The organism is Streptomyces sp. CA-111067, from assembly GCF_050956065.1.
Lineage (GTDB): Bacteria > Actinomycetota > Actinomycetes > Streptomycetales > Streptomycetaceae > Actinacidiphila.
Genome location: NZ_CP192103.1, coordinates 4,007,950 through 4,032,732, shown reverse-complemented (window position 1 = coordinate 4,032,732; position 24,783 = coordinate 4,007,950). Strand labels below are relative to the sequence as shown.

The 24,783-nt window shown below is 70.3% G+C and carries 20 protein-coding genes, 1 tRNA gene, 1 other RNA gene and 3 pseudogenes; 17 read left to right on the top strand and 8 right to left on the bottom strand.

All coding sequences use genetic code 11. The annotated features are described in order from the left end of the window. The first annotated feature begins 235 nt into the window (after positions 1-235). The gene (locus ACQPW6_RS17450) at positions 236-1,723 is read left to right on the top strand and encodes a DUF2252 domain-containing protein (protein ID WP_433894569.1); all 1,488 of its coding nucleotides are present in this window, start codon (positions 236-238) and stop codon (positions 1,721-1,723) included. A gap of 692 nt (positions 1,724-2,415) precedes the next feature. Here the strand turns inward: ACQPW6_RS17450 and ACQPW6_RS17445 are convergent. After that, a complete protein-coding gene (locus tag ACQPW6_RS17445; protein WP_433894568.1) occupies positions 2,416-2,922 on the bottom strand; it encodes an HAD domain-containing protein in 507 nt (168 codons plus the stop codon). Positions 2,923-3,267: 345 nt separating this feature from the next. Here ACQPW6_RS17445 and ACQPW6_RS17440 point away from each other — a divergent pair, with 345 nt between their 5' ends. Together ACQPW6_RS17440 and ACQPW6_RS17435 are read left to right on the top strand one after the other, a co-directional pair. Further along, on the top strand, positions 3,268-3,837 hold the full coding sequence (locus ACQPW6_RS17440) for a hypothetical protein (protein WP_433890553.1): 570 nt from the start codon (positions 3,268-3,270) through the stop codon (positions 3,835-3,837). A gap of 289 nt (positions 3,838-4,126) precedes the next feature. Next, entirely contained in the window at positions 4,127-5,281 is a 1,155-nt protein-coding gene (locus ACQPW6_RS17435) for a hypothetical protein (RefSeq protein ID WP_433890552.1), read from the top strand. 520 nt (positions 5,282-5,801) lie between these two features. On the opposite strand, the gene ACQPW6_RS17430 is transcribed toward ACQPW6_RS17435, so the two are convergent. Both ACQPW6_RS17430 and ACQPW6_RS17425 read right to left on the bottom strand, forming a co-directional pair. Beyond that, positions 5,802-6,761, bottom strand: coding sequence for a hypothetical protein (locus tag ACQPW6_RS17430; protein ID WP_433890551.1), 960 nt, complete (start codon positions 6,759-6,761; stop codon positions 5,802-5,804). 37 nt (positions 6,762-6,798) lie between these two features. Continuing rightward, positions 6,799-7,587 (bottom strand): hypothetical protein, encoded by a 789-nt coding sequence (locus ACQPW6_RS17425; protein ID WP_433890550.1) that lies wholly within the window; start codon positions 7,585-7,587, stop codon positions 6,799-6,801. A 425-nt stretch (positions 7,588-8,012) separates the two neighbouring features. On the opposite strand from ACQPW6_RS17425, the pseudogene ACQPW6_RS17420 reads away from it, so the two are divergent. Beyond that, a pseudogene (locus ACQPW6_RS17420) lies at positions 8,013-8,141 on the top strand (VOC family protein); the annotation flags it as partial. 497 nt (positions 8,142-8,638) lie between these two features. Next, positions 8,639-9,073 carry a YdeI/OmpD-associated family protein gene (locus ACQPW6_RS17415; protein ID WP_433890549.1) on the top strand — a complete coding sequence of 145 codons (435 nt, stop codon included), beginning with the start codon at positions 8,639-8,641 and terminating at the stop codon, positions 9,071-9,073. Between the two features lie 270 nt (positions 9,074-9,343). Here ACQPW6_RS17415 and ACQPW6_RS17410 read toward each other — a convergent pair whose 3' ends face one another. Both ACQPW6_RS17410 and ACQPW6_RS17405 read right to left on the bottom strand, forming a co-directional pair. Beyond that, positions 9,344-9,766 (bottom strand): PIN domain-containing protein, encoded by a 423-nt coding sequence (locus ACQPW6_RS17410; protein WP_433890548.1) that lies wholly within the window; start codon positions 9,764-9,766, stop codon positions 9,344-9,346. After that, a complete protein-coding gene (locus tag ACQPW6_RS17405) occupies positions 9,763-10,032 on the bottom strand; it encodes a CopG family transcriptional regulator (protein WP_433890547.1) in 270 nt (89 codons plus the stop codon). The genes ACQPW6_RS17410 and ACQPW6_RS17405 overlap by 4 nt, the downstream gene beginning before the upstream one ends. Positions 10,033-11,023: 991 nt before the next feature. Here ACQPW6_RS17405 and ACQPW6_RS17400 point away from each other — a divergent pair. Next, a pseudogene (locus ACQPW6_RS17400) lies at positions 11,024-11,212 on the top strand (DnaB-like helicase C-terminal domain-containing protein); the annotation flags it as partial. A gap of 98 nt (positions 11,213-11,310) precedes the next feature. Here ACQPW6_RS17400 and ACQPW6_RS17395 read toward each other — a convergent pair. After that, positions 11,311-12,552 (bottom strand): hypothetical protein, encoded by a 1,242-nt coding sequence (locus ACQPW6_RS17395; protein WP_433890546.1) that lies wholly within the window; start codon positions 12,550-12,552, stop codon positions 11,311-11,313. A 136-nt stretch (positions 12,553-12,688) separates the two neighbouring features. Here ACQPW6_RS17395 and ACQPW6_RS17390 point away from each other — a divergent pair. After that, positions 12,689-12,993 (top strand): annotated as a pseudogene (locus tag ACQPW6_RS17390) (site-specific integrase); the annotation flags it as partial. 63 nt (positions 12,994-13,056) lie between these two features. Here ACQPW6_RS17390 and ACQPW6_RS17385 read toward each other — a convergent pair. Next, positions 13,057-13,144: transfer RNA gene (locus tag ACQPW6_RS17385), tRNA-Ser, on the bottom strand. A gap of 72 nt (positions 13,145-13,216) precedes the next feature. Between ACQPW6_RS17385 and ffs the strand changes: the two genes are divergently transcribed. The 10 genes from ffs to ACQPW6_RS17335 all read left to right on the top strand — a co-directional run bounded on the left by ffs (position 13,217) and on the right by ACQPW6_RS17335 (position 22,881). Beyond that, an RNA gene (gene ffs / locus ACQPW6_RS17380) (signal recognition particle sRNA small type) lies at positions 13,217-13,313 on the top strand. Between the two features lie 65 nt (positions 13,314-13,378). Further along, positions 13,379-15,901 (top strand): DNA polymerase III subunit gamma and tau, encoded by a 2,523-nt coding sequence (locus ACQPW6_RS17375; RefSeq protein WP_433890545.1) that lies wholly within the window; start codon positions 13,379-13,381, stop codon positions 15,899-15,901. 210 nt (positions 15,902-16,111) lie between these two features. After that, the gene (locus tag ACQPW6_RS17370) at positions 16,112-16,444 is read left to right on the top strand and encodes a YbaB/EbfC family nucleoid-associated protein (RefSeq protein WP_433890544.1); all 333 of its coding nucleotides are present in this window, start codon (positions 16,112-16,114) and stop codon (positions 16,442-16,444) included. A gap of 124 nt (positions 16,445-16,568) precedes the next feature. Beyond that, complete coding sequence (gene recR, locus ACQPW6_RS17365; protein WP_433890543.1) at positions 16,569-17,168, top strand: recombination mediator RecR; 600 nt, start codon at positions 16,569-16,571, stop codon at positions 17,166-17,168. Next, a complete protein-coding gene (locus ACQPW6_RS17360) occupies positions 17,161-17,901 on the top strand; it encodes a DUF5063 domain-containing protein (protein WP_433890542.1) in 741 nt (246 codons plus the stop codon). Before recR ends, ACQPW6_RS17360 begins: the two co-directional genes overlap by 8 nt. Positions 17,902-18,111: 210 nt before the next feature. After that, the gene (locus ACQPW6_RS17355; RefSeq protein WP_433890541.1) at positions 18,112-19,386 is read left to right on the top strand and encodes an aspartate kinase; all 1,275 of its coding nucleotides are present in this window, start codon (positions 18,112-18,114) and stop codon (positions 19,384-19,386) included. A gap of 291 nt (positions 19,387-19,677) precedes the next feature. After that, on the top strand, positions 19,678-19,947 hold the full coding sequence (locus tag ACQPW6_RS17350; RefSeq protein WP_433894802.1) for a hypothetical protein: 270 nt from the start codon (positions 19,678-19,680) through the stop codon (positions 19,945-19,947). After that, a complete protein-coding gene (locus ACQPW6_RS17345) occupies positions 19,830-20,507 on the top strand; it encodes a SigE family RNA polymerase sigma factor (RefSeq protein WP_433894567.1) in 678 nt (225 codons plus the stop codon). Before ACQPW6_RS17350 ends, ACQPW6_RS17345 begins: the two co-directional genes overlap by 118 nt. Further along, positions 20,504-21,892 carry a hypothetical protein gene (locus ACQPW6_RS17340; RefSeq protein ID WP_433890540.1) on the top strand — a complete coding sequence of 463 codons (1,389 nt, stop codon included), beginning with the start codon at positions 20,504-20,506 and terminating at the stop codon, positions 21,890-21,892. Before ACQPW6_RS17345 ends, ACQPW6_RS17340 begins: the two co-directional genes overlap by 4 nt. 47 nt (positions 21,893-21,939) lie before the next feature. Next, positions 21,940-22,881 (top strand): SURF1 family protein, encoded by a 942-nt coding sequence (locus ACQPW6_RS17335; RefSeq protein ID WP_433890539.1) that lies wholly within the window; start codon positions 21,940-21,942, stop codon positions 22,879-22,881. Here ACQPW6_RS17335 and ACQPW6_RS17330 read toward each other — a convergent pair. Further along, positions 22,861-24,633 carry a prolyl oligopeptidase family serine peptidase gene (locus ACQPW6_RS17330; protein WP_433894566.1) on the bottom strand — a complete coding sequence of 591 codons (1,773 nt, stop codon included), beginning with the start codon at positions 24,631-24,633 and terminating at the stop codon, positions 22,861-22,863. The genes ACQPW6_RS17335 and ACQPW6_RS17330 overlap by 21 nt on opposite strands. Between the last annotated feature and the right edge of the window lie 150 nt (positions 24,634-24,783).

The following is a 24,783-nucleotide window of genomic DNA, read 5'->3' as shown; positions in this document are numbered from 1 at the left end:
CGGACGGGCGAGGACGGCCTCGACGCCGTCGACGTGCCGGGCCCGGGCGGATCTCGCGCGGGGCCGCTCGACGAGGGGACAAGCCGGGTGGCCAGGCGTCCCTCTCGTTCCAGGCGCGTGAGCGCGGGATAGACGGTGCCAGGGTCGCCCGGTGCCGGTGCCGGTGCCGGTGCCGGTGACGGTGACGGTGAGTGGTCCGGTGCGGGGCGGGCGGGATGCTTCGGCGGGTGTGACGATGGTGCGGTGGGAGCCGGTGCGGTGGCAGCCTTCCGGCGTTGTCGGGGCGGCAGAGCGAGGAGGCGGTGTCGTGACCGATCACAGCGCGAGCACACCGGAGCAGCGGCTCTCACCGTACGAGAGCGCTGCCCTCGGCAAGTCGGTGCGAGCCCGCGTCCCTCGCTCGGAGCACGGCCATTTCGAGCCGTCCGGGGCGCGCCGGGACCCCGTGGACGTCATCGAGAGGCAGTCGGCCACCCGTCTGGAGGAACTGGTCCCGCTCCGCTACGGACGGATGTCGGAATCTCCGTTCCGCTTCTACCGGGGCGCCGCCGCGATCATGGCCGGCGACCTTGCCACGACACCGGATTCGGGCCTGCGCGTCCAGCTCTGCGGAGACGCGCACATGCTGAACTTCAGGCTGCTGGGCTCACCCGAACGCAACCTGCTGTTCGACATCAACGATTTTGACGAGACCCTGCCCGGGCCGTGGGAGTGGGACGTCAAGCGGCTGGCCGCCAGCCTGGTCATCGCGGGACGGGAGAACGGCTTCAGCCACGGCCGGCGCGCGAAGATCGTCCGCTCCACGGTGCGGTCCTACCGCGAGCGGATGCGCGGCTTCGCCGGCATGCGCCATCTCGACGTCTGGTACGCGAAGGCCGATGTCGGGCGGTTGCGGGAACTGGCCTCCGAGCGGCTGCCGCGGCGGGAGAGCCGGCGGTTGTCCGCCGCCATGGCGAAGGCGCGCACGCGTGACAGCCGCCAGGCGTTCGAGAAGCTGACCGAGGTCGTCGACGGCGAACGGCGCATCGCTTCCACACCGCCCACTCTCGTGCGCGCGTCCGACCTGCTGCCCGAGCTCGAACGCGGACAGTTGGAGGAGATGTTCCGGGATCTGGTGTCGCGGTACGGGCGGAGCCTGCCCACCGACCGTGAGCATCTGCTGCGGCAGTTCACCATGGCCGACATGGCGCGCAAGGTGGTCGGCGTCGGCAGCGTCGGCACCCGCTGCTGGATCATCCTGATGCTCGGCAGGGACGGGGACGATCCGCTGCTGCTCCAGGCCAAGGAGGCCGACGAGTCGGTCCTCGCCCCCTACGTCGGTGCGAGCGAGTACGTCACGCAGGGGCAACGGGTCGTCGCCGGTCAGCGGCTGATGCAGGCGGCCAGCGACATCTTCCTGGGCTGGGAGCGTGTGCGCGCGCCCGATGGCAGGGAACGGGACTTCTACGTTCGCCAGTTGCGCGACTGGAAGGGCATCGCGGTGCCCTCGCGCCAAGGGCCGCAGACCATGGAGGCATTCGGTGAGGTCTGCGGCGGAACGCTCGCCCGGGCCCACGCACGTTCCGGGGACCGGATCGCCATCGCCGCCTATCTCGGCCGCAGTGACGTCTTCGACCGGGCGGTGGCACGGTTCGCCGAGAGCTATGCCGACCAGAACGAACGCGACCACCAGGCACTGCTCGACGCGATCGAGACGGGCCGGGTCAGCGCGCAAGCGGGATAGGGGGGCGGGCCGGGTCAGCGCGCGAGCGGCGTAGGGGACGGTCCGGGTCCCGGGCGGCCAGCGTAGGGGACGGTCCGGGTCCCGGGCGAGCGGCGTAGGGGGTGGGCCGGGGTCCCGGGCGGCCGGCGCCGTGCACGGCCGGGTACGTCTCGCCGCGAGTCCTCTGACCGGCTGTTCCCCGGTCCCGCGCTGTTCCTGACCCGGCCCCGGCTCCGCCGCCGCTCCGTGTCGCCTCGCGCAACGCTGTGCGAGAGGTCCGGAGCTGAGGCCGTGTGCCACGACGCTGAGAAGCACGTGCAGACCACCACGGGAACCCCACCTCGCGCCCGACGTGCCAACGCGATCACCGCCGCGCCGGCGAAGTCCTCTACCGCCCCCTTCCTGAGCAGCGCCCAGCACAGCACCCGCCCCGCGACCGCCCTCCAGCGCGAGCGTGATCTCCGCCAGCGTCGTGACCGCAGAGGGCGAGGGCCCCTGCCCCCGACCGTGTGACACCGCGCCGAACGTTCTGCGGAGACGAATGGTCCGGCCTGGCGCCTCCAGACCGTGCGCGGCGAGACTCTCCGTGATGGGAATCTCGGTGTCGACGAGCAGGTATAGGACTGTGCTGTCGGGCCCGATGCGCATGGACTCCACGTGGCCGGCCTGTGTCAGACCCGACGATCTTGCCGACGACGATTGGGTGAGGACCGCTACCCGCCGCGCAACCACGTCTCAAGTGCGCCGAAGTCGGCGGCGGTGAGGCCGTGACGGTGGTCGACGCGGTGCAGGAAGGTCCGGGCGGGGTGGTGGACCTCGGCCCAGGTGCGGTCGGCATCGGTGATCTCGTCGTCGAGCCAGGCGAAGGGGCGCCCGGCGGCCCACTCGACGAGTGTGCGGGTCTTCCAGTGCAGGCCCGCCGGCTCAGGCCCGTCAGTCGGGTCGGGCCAGGCGACCACGGGGAGCTGCGGCAGACCCAGGAGCGGCGCGAGGCTTTCGTTGGCCTCGGTCTCCCACGTGGTGGCCCACACCAAGTCGCACGGCAATGCGAGCAGTTGCGGCCCGATCGCCGGATTGACCCTGGCCAGCAGCGGATTTCCGCCGGCTCCCTGCGGCACGTACGTCGGATACCCGTCCGGATACTGCTCCCGTGTCCCCCCGAAGGGGATGAGCGGCCCGTCCACGTCAAGAAAGAGGACGGCCGGCGGCGGGGAATCCATCACCACTGCACCCTAGGGTCAGCCCGGTTCACCCCGGAAGCGGACCCCGTCCTGGCCTGCACTGCAACAGGCTCGGGACGTACGGCGAACGCTCCTGGACAGAGACGAACGCAACTGGAACTGCAACTGGTCGAGGCCCCGTCAGCGACCCTCTGACCTGTGGCGTCCCCGATCCCTCGGCGGATCCGGACGTGTGGTGTCCGCCTTGCGGAATCCCGCTCGGCTGCGACGGACGCGGTCTGCTGGACTACGGCTTGACTGGGGTGGTCCGCAGGCATGTACAGGTCGGCCGTTCGTCAGGGCACCACGGCGTCGGCGGCAAAGGCATCCATTTCCATCGAGCACGTGCTCACCACGCCCACCGGTCATATCTGGGTGGGGTACTTCGACGAAGGGGTCTACGGCAACTACGGCTGGGGCGACAGTGGCGCCCCGAGGCCGATGGGAGCCAGCGGACTGGTCCGGTTCGCCCCCGACCTTCGCATGGACTGGCACTTCCCATGGGAGGCCGGCCTGTCGAGAGGAGCGATCAGCGATTGCTATGCGCTGAATGTCGACGGGGAAACCGCCTGGACCTGCTACTACACCGACTTCCCCATCGTTCGCGTTCGAGACGGCGCTCTGACCGGGTGGCGCAACCCCGTCCAGGGGCCGAAAGCGCTGGCGGTGGAGGGCTCCCGCGCTGCCCTGTTCGGGGGCTACGCCCCAGAGCGCGATCGGTTGGCCGTCGGTGTCCTCGAGGATGGCGACTTCCACGTCACCGGCGAGTATCTGGTCCTGCTTCCAGACGACCAACCCCTGCCCGCAGAAGCGCAGTTGCTCGGGCGGGGCCCCGATCTGCACGTCCTGACAGCCGGCGACTGGTACCGGCTCGGCCTGGAGCACGGACGGACCGGCGCGGCCTGGGCCCGATGACGAGCCGGCGGTGCGGCCGTACCCGCAAGCTGTACTTCGCAAGCAACACTGAGGTCGTGCCCGGCGGGCCACCCGTGCGCCAGGCCCGCCGGCTGGTCTGTCGCGGAGGTGATGTTCACACCGATCGCAATCAGGATGATGCAGTCTCCGACGCCTACGACGTGCGTCCGCAGCGGGAGGTGAGTGGTGCAAGGAGTCACCCCCACCACGCGCCATCCGGTGAAACATTCCGGCGGTTCCGGCGCGTCTTAACTGTGACGACCTTTCACAGACTGACGGAGATCCACCCATGCGATGGCGTACCGGAGCGGCGACAGCGGCGGCGATAACTCTTCTGCTGCTCGGCGCCGGCGGAACCGCGCAGGCGGAAGGGTCCCGCTTCACCCCGGTCCCGCTGCCACCCGCAGGTGGCACGCTGCTGGGCGGTGTGAGCGTCGGCCCGCACACCACTTGGGCGTATGGGGTGCGCGTCACGCAGGTGCCCGGCAGCAAGGCGCGGAGGACCACCCCGCTGCTCTTCAGCGGCGATGGACACGGCTGGCGGGAGGTAGCGCTGCCTGCCTTCGACGGCGAAAGCCGCATCACCGCGGCAGCTGTGGTCCCGGGCGATCCCGACGACGGGTGGATCGTCGGCGACGAGGTCGACTCGCTCGGCGGGGTCCTCACCGAGCACTGGGACGGCTCCTCCTGGCGGATCGTCACCGCGCCGCTGCCGGACGCCGCGCGCGGCGGCGGGCTGCTGTCGGTCTCGGCCAGGGCCGCGGACGACGTCTGGGGGGTCGGCTGGGCCGAGATCACCGACAGCGAGACCCCGACGCCCGGCAAGCCGGGCGGCACCACGGTGGTCTCGCACTTCGAGGCGCTCGTCGAGCACTGGGACGGAACGGCCTGGCAGCAGACGGCCGTCCCCGACGCGGCCCACGTCAACCTCTCCTCAGTGACCGCGCTCGGCCCGCGGGACGTGATGCTCGGCGGCTACAACGGCGACGACCAGCCGCTGATACTGCACTATGACAAGTACGGCTGGAAGTCCGCCGCCCTGCCGGCTACCGGGTTGAACGGGGAGGTGTACCAGCTCGGTACGGACCGCGACGGGGTGCTGTGGGCCACCGGGCGCACGCTCCTCGACCCTGACGACCTTGGCCACGCCCTCGTGCTGCGCCGGGTCGGCGGCGCCTGGCGACAGGTACCCGTTCCCGCGGCCGCCGGCCGCCTCTACGGCTTCACCGCCACACCTGGCGGCATCACCACCGTCGGCGACACCACGGTGCTGCGGTGGGCCGCCGGCCACTGGACCTCCCTGCCGCTTCCGTCCGTGCCCGACGGCGCCGGCTTCTGGCTGGACGCCGCCCTCGCCTCCCACGGCACCCTCACCGTCCTCGGCGGCACTCTCCCAGCGAGCACCGACATCCCCGAGCCGTACGCACTGACGACCAGGCTCTGAATCGCGTCACCCTCGTTGGGGCCACAGTCTGCGAGGCCGGAGGATCAGGAACTCTCGCGCCGGCCTGGGCAGGATCGGAGGAGGCACTGCAAGATCGACCGTGTCAGGGCACTGACCGACAAACCCTCTGCGTCGGGGCCGGATCGTCACGCTTTACCGGCCGAACCGGGGCATCGTGTATCGGCCGTAGGGCTCGTGCGCCCCAGACCTCCGCGACGCGATAACCCGGGAGCCGGTGCCGTTCGCCCTCGAACGCGACGAAGCTGCGGACTCGCCCGGCGGCCGGCCCTAACCTCGTCGGAGGCGTGGTGGTCCGGGTTCCGAATGCCCTCGGACGGAACTGAATGAGACGAGAACTGAGACCGGTGACCCGCACGCGGCGTGGGGGATCAAGGCGACTGTCGAGGTGCCACCGTCGAGGGGGATCTCCGTGCCTGTCGCTTCTAGACGTTCAGTCGCGAGAGCGGCCTGGCCCCCGGTTGCCCGCGAAGTTCGAGCCTCGATGTCCGAAGCCGTGAGGTCAGGTCGGGTCGTTGGTGGGGGCGGGCATGGAGGCGATGACTTTGGCGAGTTCGGCCGAGGTGAGCGGGGGCCCGTCGGTGGCCAGGGCCCATTGCCAGGCAGGGTCGGTCCATGTGTGGACGACGATGGAGGGGTCGCTGAAGATGCCGCCCAGGTACGGTGGCTCGCCTCGTCCACGGCGGGCGAGGCGGGCATCGAGCGGACTGCTGCACCCCTCCGCTCCGTCGAGGTCGAGGCCGAGGTCGATCACCAGCAGTCCGCTCTCCGGATCCCCGTCGAGGATGGCTGGCTCAAGACGGGGAGTGGGCCAGTAGCCGGGGACGGGAAGCGGGCGGCTCCGCCAGGCGAGTCCGGTGGCACGCCAGCGTTCCTCCCAGGCCGTCCTGGCAGCCTCCTCCTCCCGCCGGTCGAACAGGGCGGCCGGGAAGCGGGTGGGGAAACGCAGGTCGGTCAGCTCCTCACGGTAGGCCCCGTCCGGGGACGCGACCTGCAGGAGGAAGAAGCCGGCGGCGTCCACGACGACCCTCAGCCGGCCGGCCAGGGGGATGTCGAGGTCGACAGCCCAGGCCGTGCGATCCGCGCAGACAGTGCCTTCGGGTACGGACAGCGGCACGGCGGCTGCGAGCGGGCCTCCCGGGCGAGCGAGGACGAGCCGGTCGGGAGACTCGGCGAAGTCCCAGGGGAAACCGCCTTCTCCGTAGGAGAGACCGCCCCCGTCCGACTCCTCGGGGGCCGTGATCGACAGCGGGCCATCGGCACGGCCGAACGGATCGTGGTAGGAGCGCCGCCACCAGCCTGGTGGCCGGAAGGCGAAGGCCTCACCGGCGGCGACGAACCCGGGTTTCATACCGTTGCCGGAATCACGGCGGGGGCGGGCCACCGAGTACGTACCGGACAGGGCGGGGCGCTGCCGTGAGACCACGGCTCTCCACAGCTCGTCCCAGGTAGGTGCGGCCATGGAGAGCTCCCCGCTCTGAGAGGGCCAGGTCTTGTTTCTAGTTGCCGTCGCCCGTCTTCCCGCACATCTTAGTGGTCGTGGCTCGGACGCAGACGTCCCAGCCGCGGAACTTCTCGCCGGTGTGGCCGTCGTCGCCGATCGCCGAACTCCCGTCGGCGAACTTGACGTCGAAGCGGACCATCGGGAACTTCGTGACGTTGGTGCTGGTGCCGAATCCGTGGTTCAGGACCGTGCCGTTGTGCGCGGCGCCGGCAGCGGACACGTCAGCGTGGTCGGAGCGCCAACTGGCGCAGGTCTTGTCCGTGGCCCCGGCGATGTTGACACCGCACTCGTAGTAGTACCGCAGGCTGAAGGCCGCCGGGCCGCTCCAGTGGCTGGCGTAGAGAGTGAGCGTCCAACGCTTGGAGCTCTTCCCGACCGCGGTTTCCTTGAGGTACAGCTTCACCTGTTGGACCGGCTTGCAGCCGTTCGATCCGCACGATGCCTCGACCGCCCAGACGTTGGCGGACTGGTAGATGTAGCTGGACTTCAGTGCGCCCTTGCGCAGTTTGTAGCCGCGTGGCGTCGCGATCTCCGGCGTCACGCTCCCGCCCGCGAGCTGGGCGCGCGCTTCGGCGGGCAGCGAAGCCGCAGGCACCGTTCCGCCGGTACTGAGCGGCTGATACGCCAGATACGACACCTGCCGAGCCGTTGACACGTCGGCTCCCGCGAGCGTCGTGGCACCGGTCGACGACGCGGAGGCCGCCCACGTCGTCGTGGCTGACGCAGGTGCCAGCACAAGGGCGCCGCTGACAGCGGCGATCATGAAGGCAGGACGAGGCTTCATCTGTATTCCCCCTTGCCCGCCCGGATCGTCCGGCGGGCCTTGGTTGCCGGTGACCCGATCTCCCCCGAACGGGTGCTTCCCGGTGACAGACGTTGATGCTGCCCCCCAGATTTATGAGTTTCAACCGCATTTCGCAATATCACATGCGGTTGGCACCGGTATCAGACATTCCGCAATCGGCATGGTTCGCCAGAGGAGAGACGACTGCGGCATGGATGCGCGCGAGCCGACGCGCCAGGCCCGGGCATCCCGCCGCCCAGTTGCAACTGACCGCCGGCGGACACTGGGCCGGTTCGCGCGAAGCACGGACGCACGAAGCCCTTGGGGACTTCGAGGCACGTGGACTGGCTCGGGCCGCACCCGCAGCAGGAGCTGGACGAGGGAGGCGGCTTGTCACCCCGAGGGTGCTACGCGCCCGGTGGCCGCGGCCGGCGCTCGGCTTCGAGGCCCGCAACGATGTCCGGCAGGGCAGGATGCGCTGGATCACGGTCGGCCCGGCCGGTCAGCCGGGCACGTCACTCCCCCACGCCGTCCTGATTTCCGGCCCTGCATCGAAGGGCTCGGCTGGAGGATCCAGAACGACTTCGGCTTCTCGGTGTTCTTCGCATCGGATGGCGCCTCGCCCGTCGGCTTCTACAGCCACGACGGCCTGGCCGACCAGGTGGGCACGGACCAGGAAGGCAGCGGCTTCAGCGGACTGGTCCTGACCTACGCCGTCCGCAGTGAGGCGCGGGTCGACGAGATCATGGCGGAGGCCAGAAGGCCGGCGCCACGGTCCCCAAGCCCGCCGGTGCTCTGCCGTGGGGCGGGTACGGCGGCACCTCCGCCGACCCGGACGGCTACATCTGGAGTCTCGGCTACAGCGCCCAAGGAACCGACCAGCCCTACGCGGAGCAGCCGCGCTCTCCTGCCTCACAGCCGTCCGGGAGGGCGCGGCGCGTGTCGCAGCCGTCCCGGACACGACGATGGTTCTGTGGGGGGAAGTGGGAGCGGCGACGGAGCCGAGCGGGCCGGATCCGCGGTGGGCAGGCAGAACAACAGGAGGAAGATCATGAAGTTTCGCACCCTCGTCGAGCCACCCGAGCCCATGCGGGGCCTGGAAGTTCCGCCCGAGGTGGTAGCAGCGCTCGGCGGGGGCGCGGGGCCGCCGGTGACGATCACGGTCAACGGGCATTCCTGGCAGAGCCGGGTCGCCATCATGCGAGGCCGCCATCTGCTCGGCCTCAGCAACGCCAACCGGCAGGCCGCGGATGTCGCGATCGGCGAGGAGGTCGAGGTCGAGCTGGAGCTCGACACCGAGCCGCGCGTCGTCGTCGAGCCCCCGGACTTCGCTCAGGCCCTGGACGACGACCCACTCGCCCGCGCCGCCTACGACAACCTCTCCCATAGCCGCAAGCGCGAGCACGTGCGCGCCGTCGAGAGCGCGAAGAAGCCCGAGACGCGCCAACGGCGTATCGAGAAGGCCATCGCCACCCTGCGGAGCTGACCCCCGAAAGCAAAGACTCCACGCGGCAGTGAAATCGCCGCGCGGGGCTGCTCACAACTGGGAGCCGCTGCGATTGGCACGGCTCGCCGTAGTAGCACCGTTTATGACGTGGCTCCCAGCTGTGCTGCGACTGCCGGAAAGTGCGCGAATGCCGGCGGCGTCGGCGGGGATCCTGCTCGTGGCCATCTCGCTCGGAAGCACGTAGCGAGGATCCAGCGGACGGGACTGGACGACGGCGAATGAGACCAGAGCTGAGACCGGACGACGGTGTCATACCTTCTTGACGACGACCGTGTTCGGAAGCAGCTTCTCCAGGTCGTCGACATCCGAGGTGAAGACGGTGACCTGGCCCTGCTGTCGACGGGCAACGACGGCGAGCACCGCATCGATCGCGTACTTGTGACCGTGCAACTTGGCATCGGCCAGGAGCCGGCGGGCCTGCCGGGCTTCGTCCTTTCCGATGTCGGCGACTTTGAGGCGAGAGAGCACCCAGTCCCAGCGCTGCTCGGTGATCCGACCGTCGTACGCCTCGACCAACGTCATCGGAGATGTCACCACCTCGGCTTCGCCCCGGGCCGCGAGGTCGAGCCAGGCGATCATCTTCCGGTCACCGCGTACGGCCAGGGACAAGGCTTCGCAATCGAGCACGAAGGCCCGGAGCGTGGGCCCGTGCTCGCCGCCTCGCTTCTTCACGCGGCGTCTCCGACACTGCTGGTCCGACGACGCTCGTGCTCCGCGTCGAGGTTGTTCAGCTCGTCGAGGGCCGTCGTGCGTTCGTCTTCGGTGACCGGGCCGTGCTCTTCCTCCATCCAGCCGACGAGTTCCACGAGCCGGTCCCGGTCGCGCTTGACCCGCAGTGCCTCAGCGACGTACGCCGACAGGCCGCGCTCAGCCGCCTCCGCTCGGATCTCGTCAAGAAGATCCTCGGGGATCGTCACCGTTACTTTCTTACTCGCCATACAACACACCATACTCCTGGTGCTTCGGGCCTGCCACGTAGATTCGTGCCGACACGCACGGCCCGTCAGAGGTCCGTTCGATGTCGCCCAGCACGTCGTGAAGGTCGTCGTGAAGGCGTTCGGGTCTGTGCCGAGTGCAGCGCAGATCACTCGGTGTCGTCCGTCCCTTCCACGGGAGCGACGGCCACAGCGGTTGCCGGGCTTGCGATGGCGCTTCCAGGATTGCGAACTGCGTGACTCCGACCAAGGGGAGGAGCGTCAGCGCATTCTCGAGGTAGCTCTCCATGTCGGCCTGGTCGGATCGAGTCCGCTCGTTCTCGTCCTGCCCGAGGAGTGTAGACACCTGTGCGCCTGGCCTCGGGCCGCCGGCGGGCACCCGCGTAGCGTGCCCGGTGAGGCACTGGCGGAGGATACGAGATTCGAACTCGTGAGGGGTTGCCCCCAACACGCTTTCCAACTGTTCGTCGGGTGATCCGCAAGAGTTCGCCATCGTTCTGAGCTGGTAGGCAGCACCGGCCCGTGCGACCTGCGGACGTACTTGAACGGGGGCGAATGCAACCCGAACTGCAACCCTCCGAGCCGGTCATATGACGCCCGGGCGGAGGCGGTGGCGAGCGCCGGCGCCAGTCCTGCTGGAGGGCACCCCGGGCCGCGCCCGGGCGGAACGGGAGGAATCCCCGGTCCGTCCGGGCTTCCGTGACGCGGCTGAGGTGGCGGACATGGCCTGATCCTGGTTGCTCGGCCGTCGGTGAAATCCTGCGGGTGCAGGCCGTCGAACGACCTTCAGTCGAATACCAGCCCAGCTATATGCTTGAACAATCACCCTCGGTGTACCCTGCCGACCAAGACCTTCGTCACGTTCGGGCACCGAGAACGCGGTCGAGGGCGCCGACGGCCGGATGCCGTTTGCCACGGGGTTCCGTGCGCGGGCGGAAATTAACTTGGCATGGAAGTCTGCTGCATTCGCCGTCCGGACCTATATGAAATCCCGGGGTCCTTGGAAAAATACGCGGATACGGTGATCCTTCTCCATCGTGAGAATGCATACGACCGAGAGTCTCCAAGAGCGGGTGAAGCAGACCTGATCGTCGGGAAGAATCGGAACGGACCTAACGGTATAGCAACGGTTGCTTTCCAGGGGCACTACGCAAGGTTCGTCAGCATGACTGGGGATCGCTGAATAGTTTGTAGGTTCTCAGATCCCGTGTCATTCTCTCAGTCGCGATGTCATGTGACTGGCCGAACTGACACGGGATTTAGAATCGCTGGCCACTGCCGTCACTCGTTTGAGGACTCCGTTGCCAGCGGGATATCGCACCGCGGGCAGCCGTTTGCGTGGTTGTCCTGGCAGACGTAGCCGATGGCACCTTCCACGCACCATTCGGCGGCCTCCTCGGACAGCAGGTCGGGCCCGGCAAGGAGCAGACGACGAAATTCCGTGGTGTCCGCAATGTCGGCCGGCCGGTTGGTGAACCACTCGTCGAACCAAGGCTTGTCCCGGTGTATGCGCCAGTGCGCATTCTCCCGGTCGTCGACAGCCGTAAGGAACCGATCGACGATGCGCCCCCAACTCGGTTCCCCGAACCAGCCGTTGTCGGACGCGCACAAGGATTCGATCAGGGTTCGCAGGCCGAACTCCTTCTCGCTAAGGCAGTACCTTCGCCCCCATGAGATCGCGACCTGTGCCATCCCCGCGAGTTCTACGCGCGGATCAACCTCGTGTGCCGGGTCGTCAGGGTTGTGGCAGGCCAGCCCGAGCTCGAGGACAGACTGCCCGGTCGGTAGAACCCGGGACGGGTTGACGATCGCGAGACCGAGACCGATCCAGTCGACATGGTCGAACGACAGCATCGAGCGTACGAGTCGGGTGGTTGCCGTGTTGATCCGCATCATTGTGCCGTCGTGGAGCGGACTCTTCCCGGCATGCCAGTTCTCGACGGGTGTGTTGCGCCACACGGCGAGCGTGATGCGGGTGGCAGCGAGCCACAGTAGGGCGTCGTCGTCGAGGTGCCCGAACCGCTTGGCACATTCCTGGGCGCCGTAGGTGATCAACTCTTCCGGTTTCGGCCACCTGTGGCTGTCGGGCCCTTCAGGTGCGTACTCGTAGTCGTCGGCGTACTCGTCGAGGATCGCGCTCAACTCGGCTGCGTTGTAAGCCTCGCTGTACTCGGAGCTGTCCGGCTCCTCGACGGTGTACATGTCGTGGTCCCAAGAGACGTACACGTCGCCCCAGAGCACGACGTCATCGCACTCGCTAGCGTTGTCCGTCACAACCGGCCTGATGGTGATCGGGGCAGTACGCCCGTCGGTTCGCTCGCCGTCCTTCTTGGCTGCCCATGCGGTGAGGACCTCGAGCGGCTTCGGAAGGAGAGGGCCGACCTTGGTGATGCTGAACGGCTCGTCGTCGTCATCGGTGTCGAACCGGCTGTTGACAAACGCGACCGCCTCGGAGGGCGTGCTGACGATGGACTGGATACCACTCTCGTTGTCAACCACTCGCCACAACTCGCTGTTCTTCACAATGCTCTCCGATCGCGGTGAGTGCACGGGGGCGGGTGCGATGCGCCGGGTCGCTCGGTACTGACTCCAATTATGGGCTGATCAACCCGTCCGTAGTCCCGCAGGCGCTTGTCGGCGACGACGCTCGGGACGTTCGTTCACCAGGGCGTTAGGCGGCCCGCTGAGCCCGAACAGGAAGCGGCTCCTGGTGGACGCACGGGTGCGGGACGGCCGGCTGCACGATGCCCGGCACACTGCGGCCACCGTGCCCATGCTGCTCGGGGTCCCCGCCCGGGTCATCGACCAGATCATGGGCTGGGAACCGGGTACGTCCGCCCACATGCGGGCGCGCTACCTCCATGTGCCGGACGCGATGCTGAAGGACGTCGCCAAGAAGATTGCCGACGCCATCTGGGACCCTCGGCCTTCTCTGTGGACAAAAACCAGGACAACGAGGGCTGAGGAACGTCTGATGGGCCCCGCTGCGAGCAGCGGGGCCCATCGACGTCGTGCCCGGTGAGGCACTGGCGGAGGATACGAGATTCGAACTCGTGAGGGGTTGCCCCCAACACGCTTTCCAAGCGTGCGCCCTAGGCCACTAGGCGAATCCTCCGCCGCAAACAGTACAAGACGTGGAGGGGTGGTAGCGAACTCGTTCGGGGGTGGGGGATCGGGTAGGGTTGGGCGCAGCCCCTCACGTGGCGCTATCTCGCTGAACTCCCCCAGGGCCGGAAGGCAGCAAGGGTAGGTGGGCTCTGGCGGGTGCGTGGGGGGTCTTCGCATGCTCGGGGCCCCGGGGGAGCTGGGGTGGGGTCGGATGTCAGTGGGCCCGGATATCGTCGTAGGCGTGTCTCTCGCTCTGTATCGCCGCTATCGTCCCGAGACCTTCGCCGAGGTCATCGGGCAGGAGCACGTCACTGACCCGTTGCAGCAGGCGCTGCGGAACAACCGGGTCAATCACGCGTACCTGTTCAGCGGGCCGCGTGGCTGCGGCAAGACGACCAGTGCGCGGATCCTGGCCCGCTGCCTGAACTGCGAGCAGGGGCCCACGCCGACCCCCTGCGGTGAGTGCAGGTCGTGCCTCGACCTGGCCAGGAACGGGCCGGGGTCGATCGACGTCATCGAGATCGACGCCGCCTCGCACGGCGGTGTGGACGACGCCCGTGACCTGCGGGAGAAGGCGTTCTTCGGGCCCGCGGGCAGCCGCTACAAGATCTACATCATCGACGAGGCGCACATGGTCACCTCGGCGGGGTTCAACGCCCTGCTGAAGGTGGTCGAGGAGCCGCCGGAGCACCTGAAGTTCATCTTCGCGACCACCGAGCCCGAGAAGGTCATCGGCACCATCAGGTCGCGCACCCACCACTACCCCTTCCGGCTGGTGCCGCCCGGCACGCTGCGCGACTACCTCGCCGAGGTCTGCGACCGCGAGGCGATCCCGGTGCAGGACGGGGTGTATCCGCTGGTCGTACGGGCCGGGGCCGGTTCGGTACGTGACTCGATGTCGGTCATGGACCAGCTGCTCGCCGGCGCCGCCGAGGACGGCGTGACGTACGCCATGGCCACCGCGCTGCTCGGCTATACGGACGCCGCGCTGCTCGACGATGTGGTGGACGGCTTCGCGGCCGGCGACGGCGCCGCGGTCTTCGGGATCGTCGAGCGGGTGATCGAGGGCGGGCACGACCCGCGCCGGTTCGTCGCCGACCTGCTGGAACGGCTGCGGGACCTGGTGATCCTGGCCGCCGTGCCGGACGCCGTCGACACCGGGCTGATCGACGCGCCCCGCGAGGTGGTCGAACGGATGCGGGCCCAGTCGGCCGTGTTCGGCGCCGCCGAGCTGAGCCGCGCCGCCGATCTGGTCAACACCGGGTTGACGGAGATGCGCGGCGCCACCTCGCCGCGGCTCCAGCTCGAACTCATCTGCGCGCGCGTGCTGCTGCCCGCCGCCTACGACGACGAGCGGTCGGTGCAGGCCCGGCTGGAACGGCTGGAGCGAGGGGTCGGGACGGGGGCGGGCATGATGACGGGCGGCGGATTCGCGGCCGCCGGCGCCGTCGGACCTGGCGCACCCGCCGGGCCCGTCGGGCCAGTGGAGAACGCGCTCGCCGGCGCGCTTCAGACCGGCCCGCAACAGCACGGCGGCGGCCAGCCCGGCCAGCCCGTCCCGCCCGGCGGTGGCGCTGCCGCCGCCCGCGCCGCGATGGGTGGCGGGGCCGGCAACCGTACGGCCGGTGAGCCGCAGGGTCAGCAGCCGGCAGCCCGGCAACCGCAGGCCACGCCGCCCCCCGCCCAGCAGACACCCGTCCAGCCACCGCAGGCCCAGCAACCGCAAGCCCAGCAGTCGACACCCCCGCAGGCCCCGCAACCTCAAGCCGCCGATGCCGCCGCCCCCGTCCAGGCAACGCCCCCCGCGGCCCCCGCCCCGGCCCCCGCCGCCCCGCGCCCCGGCGCCTGGCCGACGACCGCGGGCGCCCCCGCGAGCCCCCCGGCGCGAGCACCGCAGCAGCAACCCCAGCCTCAAGCGGCGCCGCCCCCGTCCCAGCCGGCCGCAACCCCCGCCCCCGCCCCCACCCCTGCCTCGGCGTCGGCGGGACCTGGCGGCGACCCCACCCGCGTCCGCCAGGCGTGGCCGCAGATCCTGGACGCCGTCAAGAACCGGCGCCGGCTGACCTGGATGCTGCTGTTCAACAACGCCCAGGTCTCCGGGTTCGACGGCGAGACCCTGCAAATCGGCTTCGACAACCTCGGCGCCCGCAACAGCTTCACCAACAGCGGCAGCGAGGACGTGCTGAAGCAGGCCGTCCATGACGCGCTCGGCGTGCAGTGGCGGATCGAGGCGATCGTGGACCCGTCGGGCGGCCAGGGCGGTCAGGCCGGCGGCCCGCACCAGCCCCCGCAGGGGCCACGCCCTCCCGGGCCGCAGGGCCAGGGCGGCGGCGGATCGTACGGCGGCGGATCGTACGGCGGCGGCCCCTCGGCGTACGGCAACGGCCCCGGCGGCCAAGGTCCAGGTGCAGGTCCCGGCGGTCAAGGCCAGGGTCAAGGCCCAGGTCCGGGCGCAGGCCAGGGTCCGGGGGGCCCCGGCCACCCTCAAGGCGGCCCGCAGGGCGGCCCGCCCCCCGACACGCAAGGCGCGCTCCGCACCGCCGCCGCGCCCCCCGCCCCCCGTTCCGCGCCGGCCCCCGCCGCCCGGCCCGACTTCACGCACTCCGTCCCGCCGGACGACGACGACCCGCCGCCGCCCCCGATCGAGGACGACATCCCGGAGGACGACGATCCGGATCTGGAGGTTTCGGCCGTCCAAACCGGTCACGACCTCTTCATAAAGGAACTCGGCGCCACCGTGATCGAGGACATCAAGCACGTCTGACCTGCGACGACACCCCGTCTGCAACCAGGGCGGTACTCCGGGCGGAGGCAGCGCCGTTCCGATCCTCCGTACGGCGTAGGGCGCTGCGCCGTACGAGCACGTAGGCTCGCCCTGTGAGCTGAAAGGTGGCCGCGCGGCCACCGCGGAAGGCTGTTGAACGACCGTTCAACAGCCGGCGAACGACCGTTGTCGTAAGGCAGGAGCGAACCCGTGATCCCTGGTGGTCAGCCGAACATGCAGGCGCTGCTCCAGCAGGCCCAGCAGATGCAGCAGGACCTCGCCGCGGCCCAGCAGGAGCTGGCCGAGACGGAGGTGGAGGGCACCGCGGGCGGCGGCCTGGTGAAGGCGACCGTCACCGGCGCCGGCGAGCTGCGCGCGCTGGCCATCGACCCCAAGGCGGTCGATCCCGAGGACACCGAGACGCTCGCCGACCTGGTGGTGGCGGCCGTCCACAACGCGAACGAGACCGCGCAGGCGCTCCAGCAGGCCAAGCTCGGCCCGCTCGCCCAGGGGCTCGGCGGTATCCCCGGCCTGCCGTTCTGACCCAGGTCCGGAGCCCCGTTTCGCACGGGTCCCGGCCAACCGGGTCCCCGGTCCCTCCCGTACGACCTATACGACCCCTACGACCTGTACGACCAATGCGACGAGGAACAAGGAAGGCGTCGGCGTGTACGAAGGCGTGGTTCAGGACCTGATCGACGAACTGGGCAGGCTGCCCGGCGTGGGTCCCAAGAGCGCGCAGCGGATCGCCTTCCACATCCTCCAGGCCGATCCGGCGGACGTGCGGCGGCTCGCGCACGTGCTGTCCGAGGTCAAGGCGAAGGTGCGGTTCTGCGGTGTGTGCGGCAACGTCGCGCAGGACGAGCTGTGCCGGGTCTGCCGTGACCCGCGCCGCGACCCGTCGGTCATCTGCGTGGTCGAGGAGCCCAAGGACGTGGTGGCGGTGGAGCGTACCCGGGAGTTTCGCGGGAAGTACCACGTACTGGGCGGGGCGATCAGCCCGATCGAAGGCGTCGGTCCTGACGACCTGCGGATAAGGGAACTGCTCGCCCGGCTCGCCGACGGCACCGTCACCGAGCTGATCCTGGCGACCGACCCGAACCTGGAGGGCGAGGCGACAGCGACGTATCTGGCCCGCATGGTCAAGCCGATGGGGCTGCGGGTGACGCGGCTGGCCAGCGGCCTGCCGGTGGGCGGCGACTTGGAGTACGCGGATGAGGTCACGCTGGGGCGGGCCTTCGAAGGGAGGCGGTTGCTCGATGTCTGACACCGTGGTGAACAAGAAGAACAAGAACGAGAACGGCGCCGGCACGGGCTCAGGCCCCGGTACCGGCAGCGGTACGGACGCGGGCGCCGAACCGCGCGAGCCGCAGGAGCCGGACGAGTTCGCCGTCCAGATCAGCGACCAGATCGAGAGCTTCATCCTCTCGGTCCGCGAGGTCGCCAAGGGCGACGACCCGGACAGCGCGGTCCCGTACCTGCTGCTCGAGGTCTCGCAACTGCTGCTGGCCGGCGGCCGGCTGGGCGCGCACGAGGACATCGTGCCGGACGAGCGGTACGAGCCGGATGTCGGCCCCGAGCCGGACGAGGACGACCTGCGGCAGCGGCTGGCCGCGCTCCTGGAGCCGATCGACGTCTACTCGGAGGTCTTCGACCCGTACGTGCCCCGGTCCACGCCGGTGGCCTGCCGGATCTCGGACGACATGGCCGACGTGGTGGCCGATCTCACGCACGGCCTCGCGCACTACCGGGCCGGGCGGATCTCCGAGGCGCTGTGGTGGTGGCAGTTCTCCTACCTGTCGAACTGGGGCTCCACGGCGAGCGCGTCGCTGCGCGCGCTGCAGTCGCTGGTCGCGCACGTACGGCTGGACAGTCCGCTGGACGAGCTGGACGGCCTGGACACCGGCAGCGACGACGATGACGATGACGCGCTCGCGGAGAAGGCCGGCAAGGTGATGGAGCAGGAGCTCGGCACGCTGGGGCTGCGCCCGGCCACGTGATGACGGAGGCTGCGTCCAGCTAGGTGATCACGGGGGCTGCGCCCGGCGACGCGATCACGGGGGAGGGGGCCGGGGCCCGTCGTGGCCGCCCTCCCGCAGGTGATCACGTACTGAGCGACATGTCTCACCATGCAATACGCCCGGGGCGGATCCGGCCTGCTCGTTAAACTGGGCCGACCGCAACAGAAAACCCCTGAGCGAGGAGCGCACGTGGGCCTTGTCGTGCAGAAGTACGGCGGCTCCTCCGTCGCCGATGCCGAAGGCATCAAGCGCGTCGCCCGACGGATCGTCGACACCAAGAAGGCCGGCCATCAGGTCGTCGTCGTGGTGTCCGCGATGGGCGACACGACGGACGAGCTGATCGATCTCGCGGAGCAGGTGTCACCCATCCCCGCGGGCCGCGAGTTCGACATGCTGCTGACCGCCGGAGAGCGCATCTCCATGGCGCTGCTGGCGATGGCGATCAAAAACCTCGGCCACGAGGCGCAGTCCTTCACAGGCAGCCAGGCCGGTGTGATCACCGACTCGTCGCACAACAGGGCCCGGATCATCGACGTCACGCCGGGCCGGATCCGCACCGCGCTCGACGAGGGCAACATCGCGATCGTGGCCGGCTTCCAGGGCGTGTCGCAGGACAAGAAGGACATCACCACGCTGGGCCGCGGCGGTTCCGACACCACGGCGGTCGCGCTCGCCGCGGCGCTGAACGCCGGGGTGTGCGAGATCTACACCGACGTGGACGGCATCTTCACCGCCGACCCGCGGGTGGTGAAGAAGGCCCGCAAGATGGACTGGATCGCCTTCGAGGACATGCTGGAGCTGGCCAGCTCCGGTTCGAAGGTGCTGCTGCACCGCTGTGTGGAGTACGCCCGCCGCTACAACATCCCGATCCATGTACGGTCCTCGTTCTCCGGGCTTCCGGGCACCTGGGTCAGCAACGAACCACCGCAAGGAGACAGGCCGATGGAGCAGGCGATCATCTCCGGTGTCTCGCACGACACGTCCGAGGCCAAGATCACGGTGGTCGGGGTGCCGGACAAGCCGGGCGAGGCGGCGACGATCTTCCGCGCGATCGCGGACGCCGAGATCAACATCGACATGGTCGTGCAGAACGTGTCGGCCGCCGCCACCGCGCTCACCGACATCTCCTTCACGCTGCCCAAGACCGAGGGGCACCGGGCGATGGAGGCGCTGACCAGGGCGCAGGCGCTGATCAGCTTCGACTCGCTGCGGTACGACGACCAGATCGCCAAGATCTCGCTGGTCGGCGCCGGGATGAAGACCAACCCCGGGGTCACCGCGACGTTCTTCGAGGCGCTGTCCAACGCCGGCGTCAACATCGAGCTGATCTCGACATCCGAGATCCGGATCTCGGTGGTCACCAGGGTCGACGACGTGAAGCCGGCCGTCCAGGCGGTGCACTCGGCGTTCGGCCTGGACAGCGACAGCGACGAGGCCGTCGTGTACGGAGGCACCGGCCGCTGAGGGTGAACGGCTGAGGGCGGCCCGCTGAGGGTGGGCCGCGGAACGGCGAGGCGTGAAACGGCGGGGCGCGACGAGAAAATCGTTGCGCCCCGCACGTGATTGTGATGAAACTGCAGGTCTGGACCACTTGTGGCAGCACACTCACCCGTTGGAGAATTTGCTCTCCCGTGACTGCAACCGACCGTCACAGGGGAGCGTCTTTGTGTCAGCGAACTGCCCCAGGGCGAGGCACATCGCTCGGGTCACAGGGGGCGTCGGTGCGAGCGGGGCGTTGAGGAAGAGCTGGTACGCATGGGGATGATCGACGCCGGACCGGCTGCTGCTGCCGTTGTTGCCGCCGCTGTCGCCTCGCGCGTGAACTCCGGTGCGTACTCGAACGGTTACACCTGCGCCGCGTACAACCCTGACGGGGGGATGCGTGTCATACAGGCGTGGCGGAGGCACTGGGGATCGAAACGACATTCGGGCGGCTGGGCGGAATCGCCCCTCCGCTCGTTCCGCGACCGCATTCGCGCACCCCTGGTGCCGGCGGCGGGCACGGGCATGGCGGATTTCCGGTGATCGCGCCTTGGCCGGTGCGTGTGGGCACTGCCCCCGAGAGCGAGGGCACTGACGCCGCGATGGCTGTTGGCACCACGGTGGACCATCTCACCGAGACCTACCGCTCCCACTACCGTTCACTGCTCGGCCTGGCCGCGCTGCTGCTCGACGACACCGCCTCGTGCGAGGACGTGGTGCAGGAGGCGTTCATACGAGTGCACTCCGCGCGCAGCCGGGTCCGCGACCCCGAGAAGACGCTCGCCTACCTGCGGCAGACCGTCGTCAACCTCTCGCGCTCCGCGCTGCGCCGCCGCATCCTCGGCCTGAAGCTGCTCTCCAAGCCGATGCCTGACATGGCCAGTGCGGAGGAGGGCGCGTACGAGATCCTGGAGCGCGACCAGCTCAAGGCCGCCATGCGCAAGCTCCAGCGGCGGCAGCGCGAGGTGCTGGTGCTGCGCTACTTCGCCGACATGACCGAGGCACAGGTCGCCGAGACGCTGGGCATTTCGCTCGGCTCGGTGAAGGCGTACGGTTCGCGGGGACTCGCGGCGCTGCGCGTCGCGATGGAGGCGACCGCATGAGCCCCTCGAACGTTCCCGACGATCCGCAGGGCATGGACCACCAGAACTCCGAGCCCGAGGCGCAGCCAGAACCCGCGCCCGAGGTCGAGCCCACGCTTGAGGGCGCCGCTGAGGCCGAGCCCGCTGCCGAGGCTGAGGCCGAATCCGCGCCCGAGGCCGTCGCCGAGGCGGACGAGGCGCCTGAGGCGGACACCAAGCCCGAGCCCGCACGGGAGCCCGAGGCCGCGCCCGAGCCGGAGACCGCGGCCGAGAAGTCGGCGCCCGAGCCGGATCCGGAACCCGAGCCCGAGGCCCGCTCCCCGCACAGCGAATGCGAGGAGTCATTCGACGAGGCCGCCGTGCGCGCGCTCATGCGTGACGCCGTACGGTCCATCGAGCCCTCCGCCGCCGCCCTCGACTACCTGCAGCGCGCCGTCCCGGCCCGCCGCCAGCACCGCCGGCAGGCACTGGCCGGCGCCGTCGCCGCCGTACTGCTCGTGGGCATGGCGGTGCCCGCGCTGATGCGGGTGGCCGGCCACGAGAGCCGTACCAGCGCCTCGGCCGTCAGCACCGCCAGCTCCCAGGCCCCGACGCTCGGCGGGCACTCCGGGTCGGCCGGCGGCTCCAACGGCTCGGTCGGGGTGCCCGGCAAATCCCCGGGCGTGCCCGACGGCAGCGGCAGTACGAGCCAGGCGCCGCCGCAGGCCGGCCACGGCGGCACCTACGACCCGCCCGGCACCTCCAGCTCCCACACCTCCGGCCACAACCCGGTGCCGGCCGACGCCCCGCTCTGTGCGGGCTCGCAGCTCGGCCAGGGCGCGAGCGACGTCCAGGCGCCGGACTCCGGCGGCAAGGTCTACGGCTGGTTCCGGGTCGCCAACGTCTCCAGCACTCCCTGCAAGGTGCCCAACGGCGGCCAGGTGGACGCGGTGGCGCACGGCGCCGCCGACGCCTCCAAGATCGCCGTGGTGGACCACACCGCAGGCGACCCCGCCGCCGGACTGCCCTCGAGCGACCCGGACCAGCCGATCGTGCTCGGCCCCGGCGAGGACTACGAGGTCGCCTTCGCCTGGGTGCCGGCCGACACCGGGCCGGGCGGCTGCCCCGTGCCGACCACCCCGCCGGACACGCCCACGCCGACCGACACCCCGACCGCCGACCCGGGCAGCGCCGACCCCGGTGGCGCCGCCGCCCCCGGCACCGACTCCTCGGACCTCGCGCCGCAGCTCCTCATGGACGAGACACCCGATCCGTCCGTGCCGCAGGCCAGCGTGGCCCTCAACCACACCGCCGTACCGGGCGCCCCGACGGTCGACGGCCCGGTCATCCAGGACGCCTGCGCCGGCACCATCTACACCGCGACCGTGCCGCCGGCCCCGACCGACACGGCCACCCCGACGCCCTGACGGGTCCCGGTTGCCGGGCCGGAGAACCGCCCCCGTACCGTTGAGGCGTGTACCGGTTCCTGCTCACGCCCCGCTGGCTGGCGTTCAGTGTGCTCGCGCTGCTGTCCGTGCCTTTCTGCGTGTTCATGGGGAGCTGGCAGCTGAGCAGGTTCGAGGGCCGGGTGGACCAGCACAAGTCCGCCGTGCACAGCCAGAGCGCGGCGGCCGCCGCCAAGGCGGTGCCGCTGACGGCCGTACTGCCCACCGCCCGCGCCCAGGTGAACGGTGACGACTCGGGCCGGCTGGTCAGCGCGACCGGCCGCTACGACGCCGCCCACCAACTGCTGGTCCCCGACCGCTCGCTGGACGGCCGCACCGGCTACTACGTACTCACCCCCCTTCGTATCGGTGGCGGCGGCGCCGCCCTTCCCGTGGTCCGCGGCTGGCTGCCCGGTGACGTGACCGCCGCCCGCGCCGCGGCCGTGCCCGCGGCGCCGACCGGCGAGGTCACCGTCACCGGCGCCCTCCAGTACCCGGAGAGCAGCGACACCGCCGGGGTCTACGACGGTGGCGCGCTGCCCGCCGGCCAGCTCGGCATCATCAGCGCCGCCTCGCTGGTGAACGTGCTGCCCTACCCGGTCTACGGCGGCTGGATCACCGCCGCCGACCCGGCCGCGCCGCTGAAGGCGGTGCCCACCGCTGCCCCGCCGGACAGCGGTCTCGACCTGCGAGCCTTCCAGAACCTCGGCTACACCGGTGAGTGGTTCGTCTTCGCCGGCTTCGCCGTGTTCATGTGGTTCCGGCTGGTCCGGCGCGAGGGCGAGGCCCGCTCCGACGCCGCCCTCGGCCTGCTGCCCGACCGCCCCGGTCTCGGCGGGCACCAGGACCGAGCCCAGCCGGTGCAGCAGGAGCAGACCGGGCAGCCGGAGCAGGAGGCCGCCGCCCGGTCCGCCGCCGCGGAGGCCGAGGCCGGCGCCGACTCCGGTGCCTCAGCCGCCCACGTGCCGTAGGGCGAAGGCCAGCTCCAGCCGGACCTGCTTGATCCGCTCCTCCACCACCAGCGAGCCGTGTCCGGCGTCGTACCGGTACACCTCGTGCGGCTTGTCCAGCTCCCGCAGCCGCTCGACGTAGTTGTCGATCTGCCGTATCGGGCAGCGCGGGTCGTTCATACCGGCACTGATGTAGACCGGCGCGCTGACCTCCTCGACATAGGTGAGCGGTGACGACGCCTCGTACCGCTCCGGGACCTCGGTGGGGGAGCCGCCGAAGAAGGTGCGGTCAAGGGCCTTGAGCGCCTCCATCTCGTCGGCGTAGGCGGTGGGGTAGTCGGCGACCGGCACCGCGGCTATCCCCACGCTCCACGCGTCCGGCTGGGTGCCGAGGCCCAGCAGGGTCAGATAGCCGCCCCACGAGCCGCCGGTGAGCACCAGCCGCGCCGGGTCGGCCAGGCCCGAGGACACCGCCCACTCCCGCACCGCGGCGATGTCCTCCAGTTCGATCAGGCCGACGCGGTGCTTGAGCGCGTCCGTCCACTCCCGGCCGTAGCCGGTCGAGCCCCGGTAGTTGACCCGGACCACCGCGAATCCGTGGTCGACCCAGGCGGCCGGGCCGGCGGCGAAGGAGTCGGAGTCGTGCCAGGTCGGGCCGCCGTGGATCTCGAAGACGGCCGGGAACGGGCCCTCCCCCTCCGGCTGCTGGACCAGTGCGTGGATCGGCCCCGCCGGACCGTCCACCCACACGTCCCGCACCGGCACCGAGGCGGGTGCCCGCAGCCCGGGCGCCTCCAGCACGATGACCCCGGTGGTGGACCGCACCGCCGGCGGCAGCTCGGCCGACGACCACAGGTACTCCACCGTGCCGTCCGGCCGGGCGCTCGCCCCGCCGATCGAGCCCGGTGCGCTGTCGAGCGGGCTGAGGGTGCCCGTCGCCAGGTCGTAGCGGAACATCTCGCCGCGGGCGTGGAAGTCGTGCACCACGAGCAGCGCGGAGCCGTCCGGATACCACTCCGCGTGCACGTCGCCCGGCAGCTCGATGGCCAGGGCCGTCTCCTTGCCGCTCGCCACGTCCCAGATCATCGGCAGCCAGCGGTCGGCGCGCTGGTGTCCGACCAGCAGCCGGGTGTCGCCGGCCGTCGGCGCGAATCCCAGGCAGTCGAGGCCGAGTTCGCGGCGGCCGCCGTCGGTGTCGTCGAGCTCGGCCACGACCGAGCCGTCCGCCACCCGCAGCACCCGCAGCGCGCTGTGCATCGCGTCACCGTGCTCGGTGTGCTCGATGACGACCAGCGTCCCGTCCTCCGACAGGTCGCCGACGCCGCCGGACTCCGCGTGCCGGTAGATCTCGTAGGGCTCACCGCCGTCCGGCGGTATCACATGCACCGACGTGCCCTCGTCGTCCGTGGAGCGGCCGACCACCGCCAGGCCGTCGGCGCCGAGCGCCAGGCCCGCGGGGTAGGAGGGGTCGAGCCCGGGCGCCGCCGGTATGTCGTCGCCACCGCCGAACGGCTGCCGCATCCACACGCCGAACTCGTCGCCGTCGGTGTCGGAGAACCACCACACCCACGCGCCGTCGCGGCTCAGGGTGCCGTCCGTCGTGCCGTTCGGCCGGTCGGTGACCTGCCGTCGCCCGCCGGTCGCGCGATCCCACGCGTACAGCTCGTAGGTGCCCGTCACGTTGGACACGAACAGGCTGTGGTCGGGGGCGTCCTCAGCCCACTCGGGCAGTCCGACGCGCGGCGCGCGATACCGCTTCTCCCACTCGGGCATGGACCCGGTGGCGGGTCCGGTGATCTCGTTCATGGCCCTATGATGCTCCGCCCGGCGGTCATCCGGGGCGGCGATCCCCCCAGCCTGTGGATAACCTCCTCAGGTCACCTGGCCTGTGGATAACTTCCGCGGGCGTCGACCCCGGGCTCG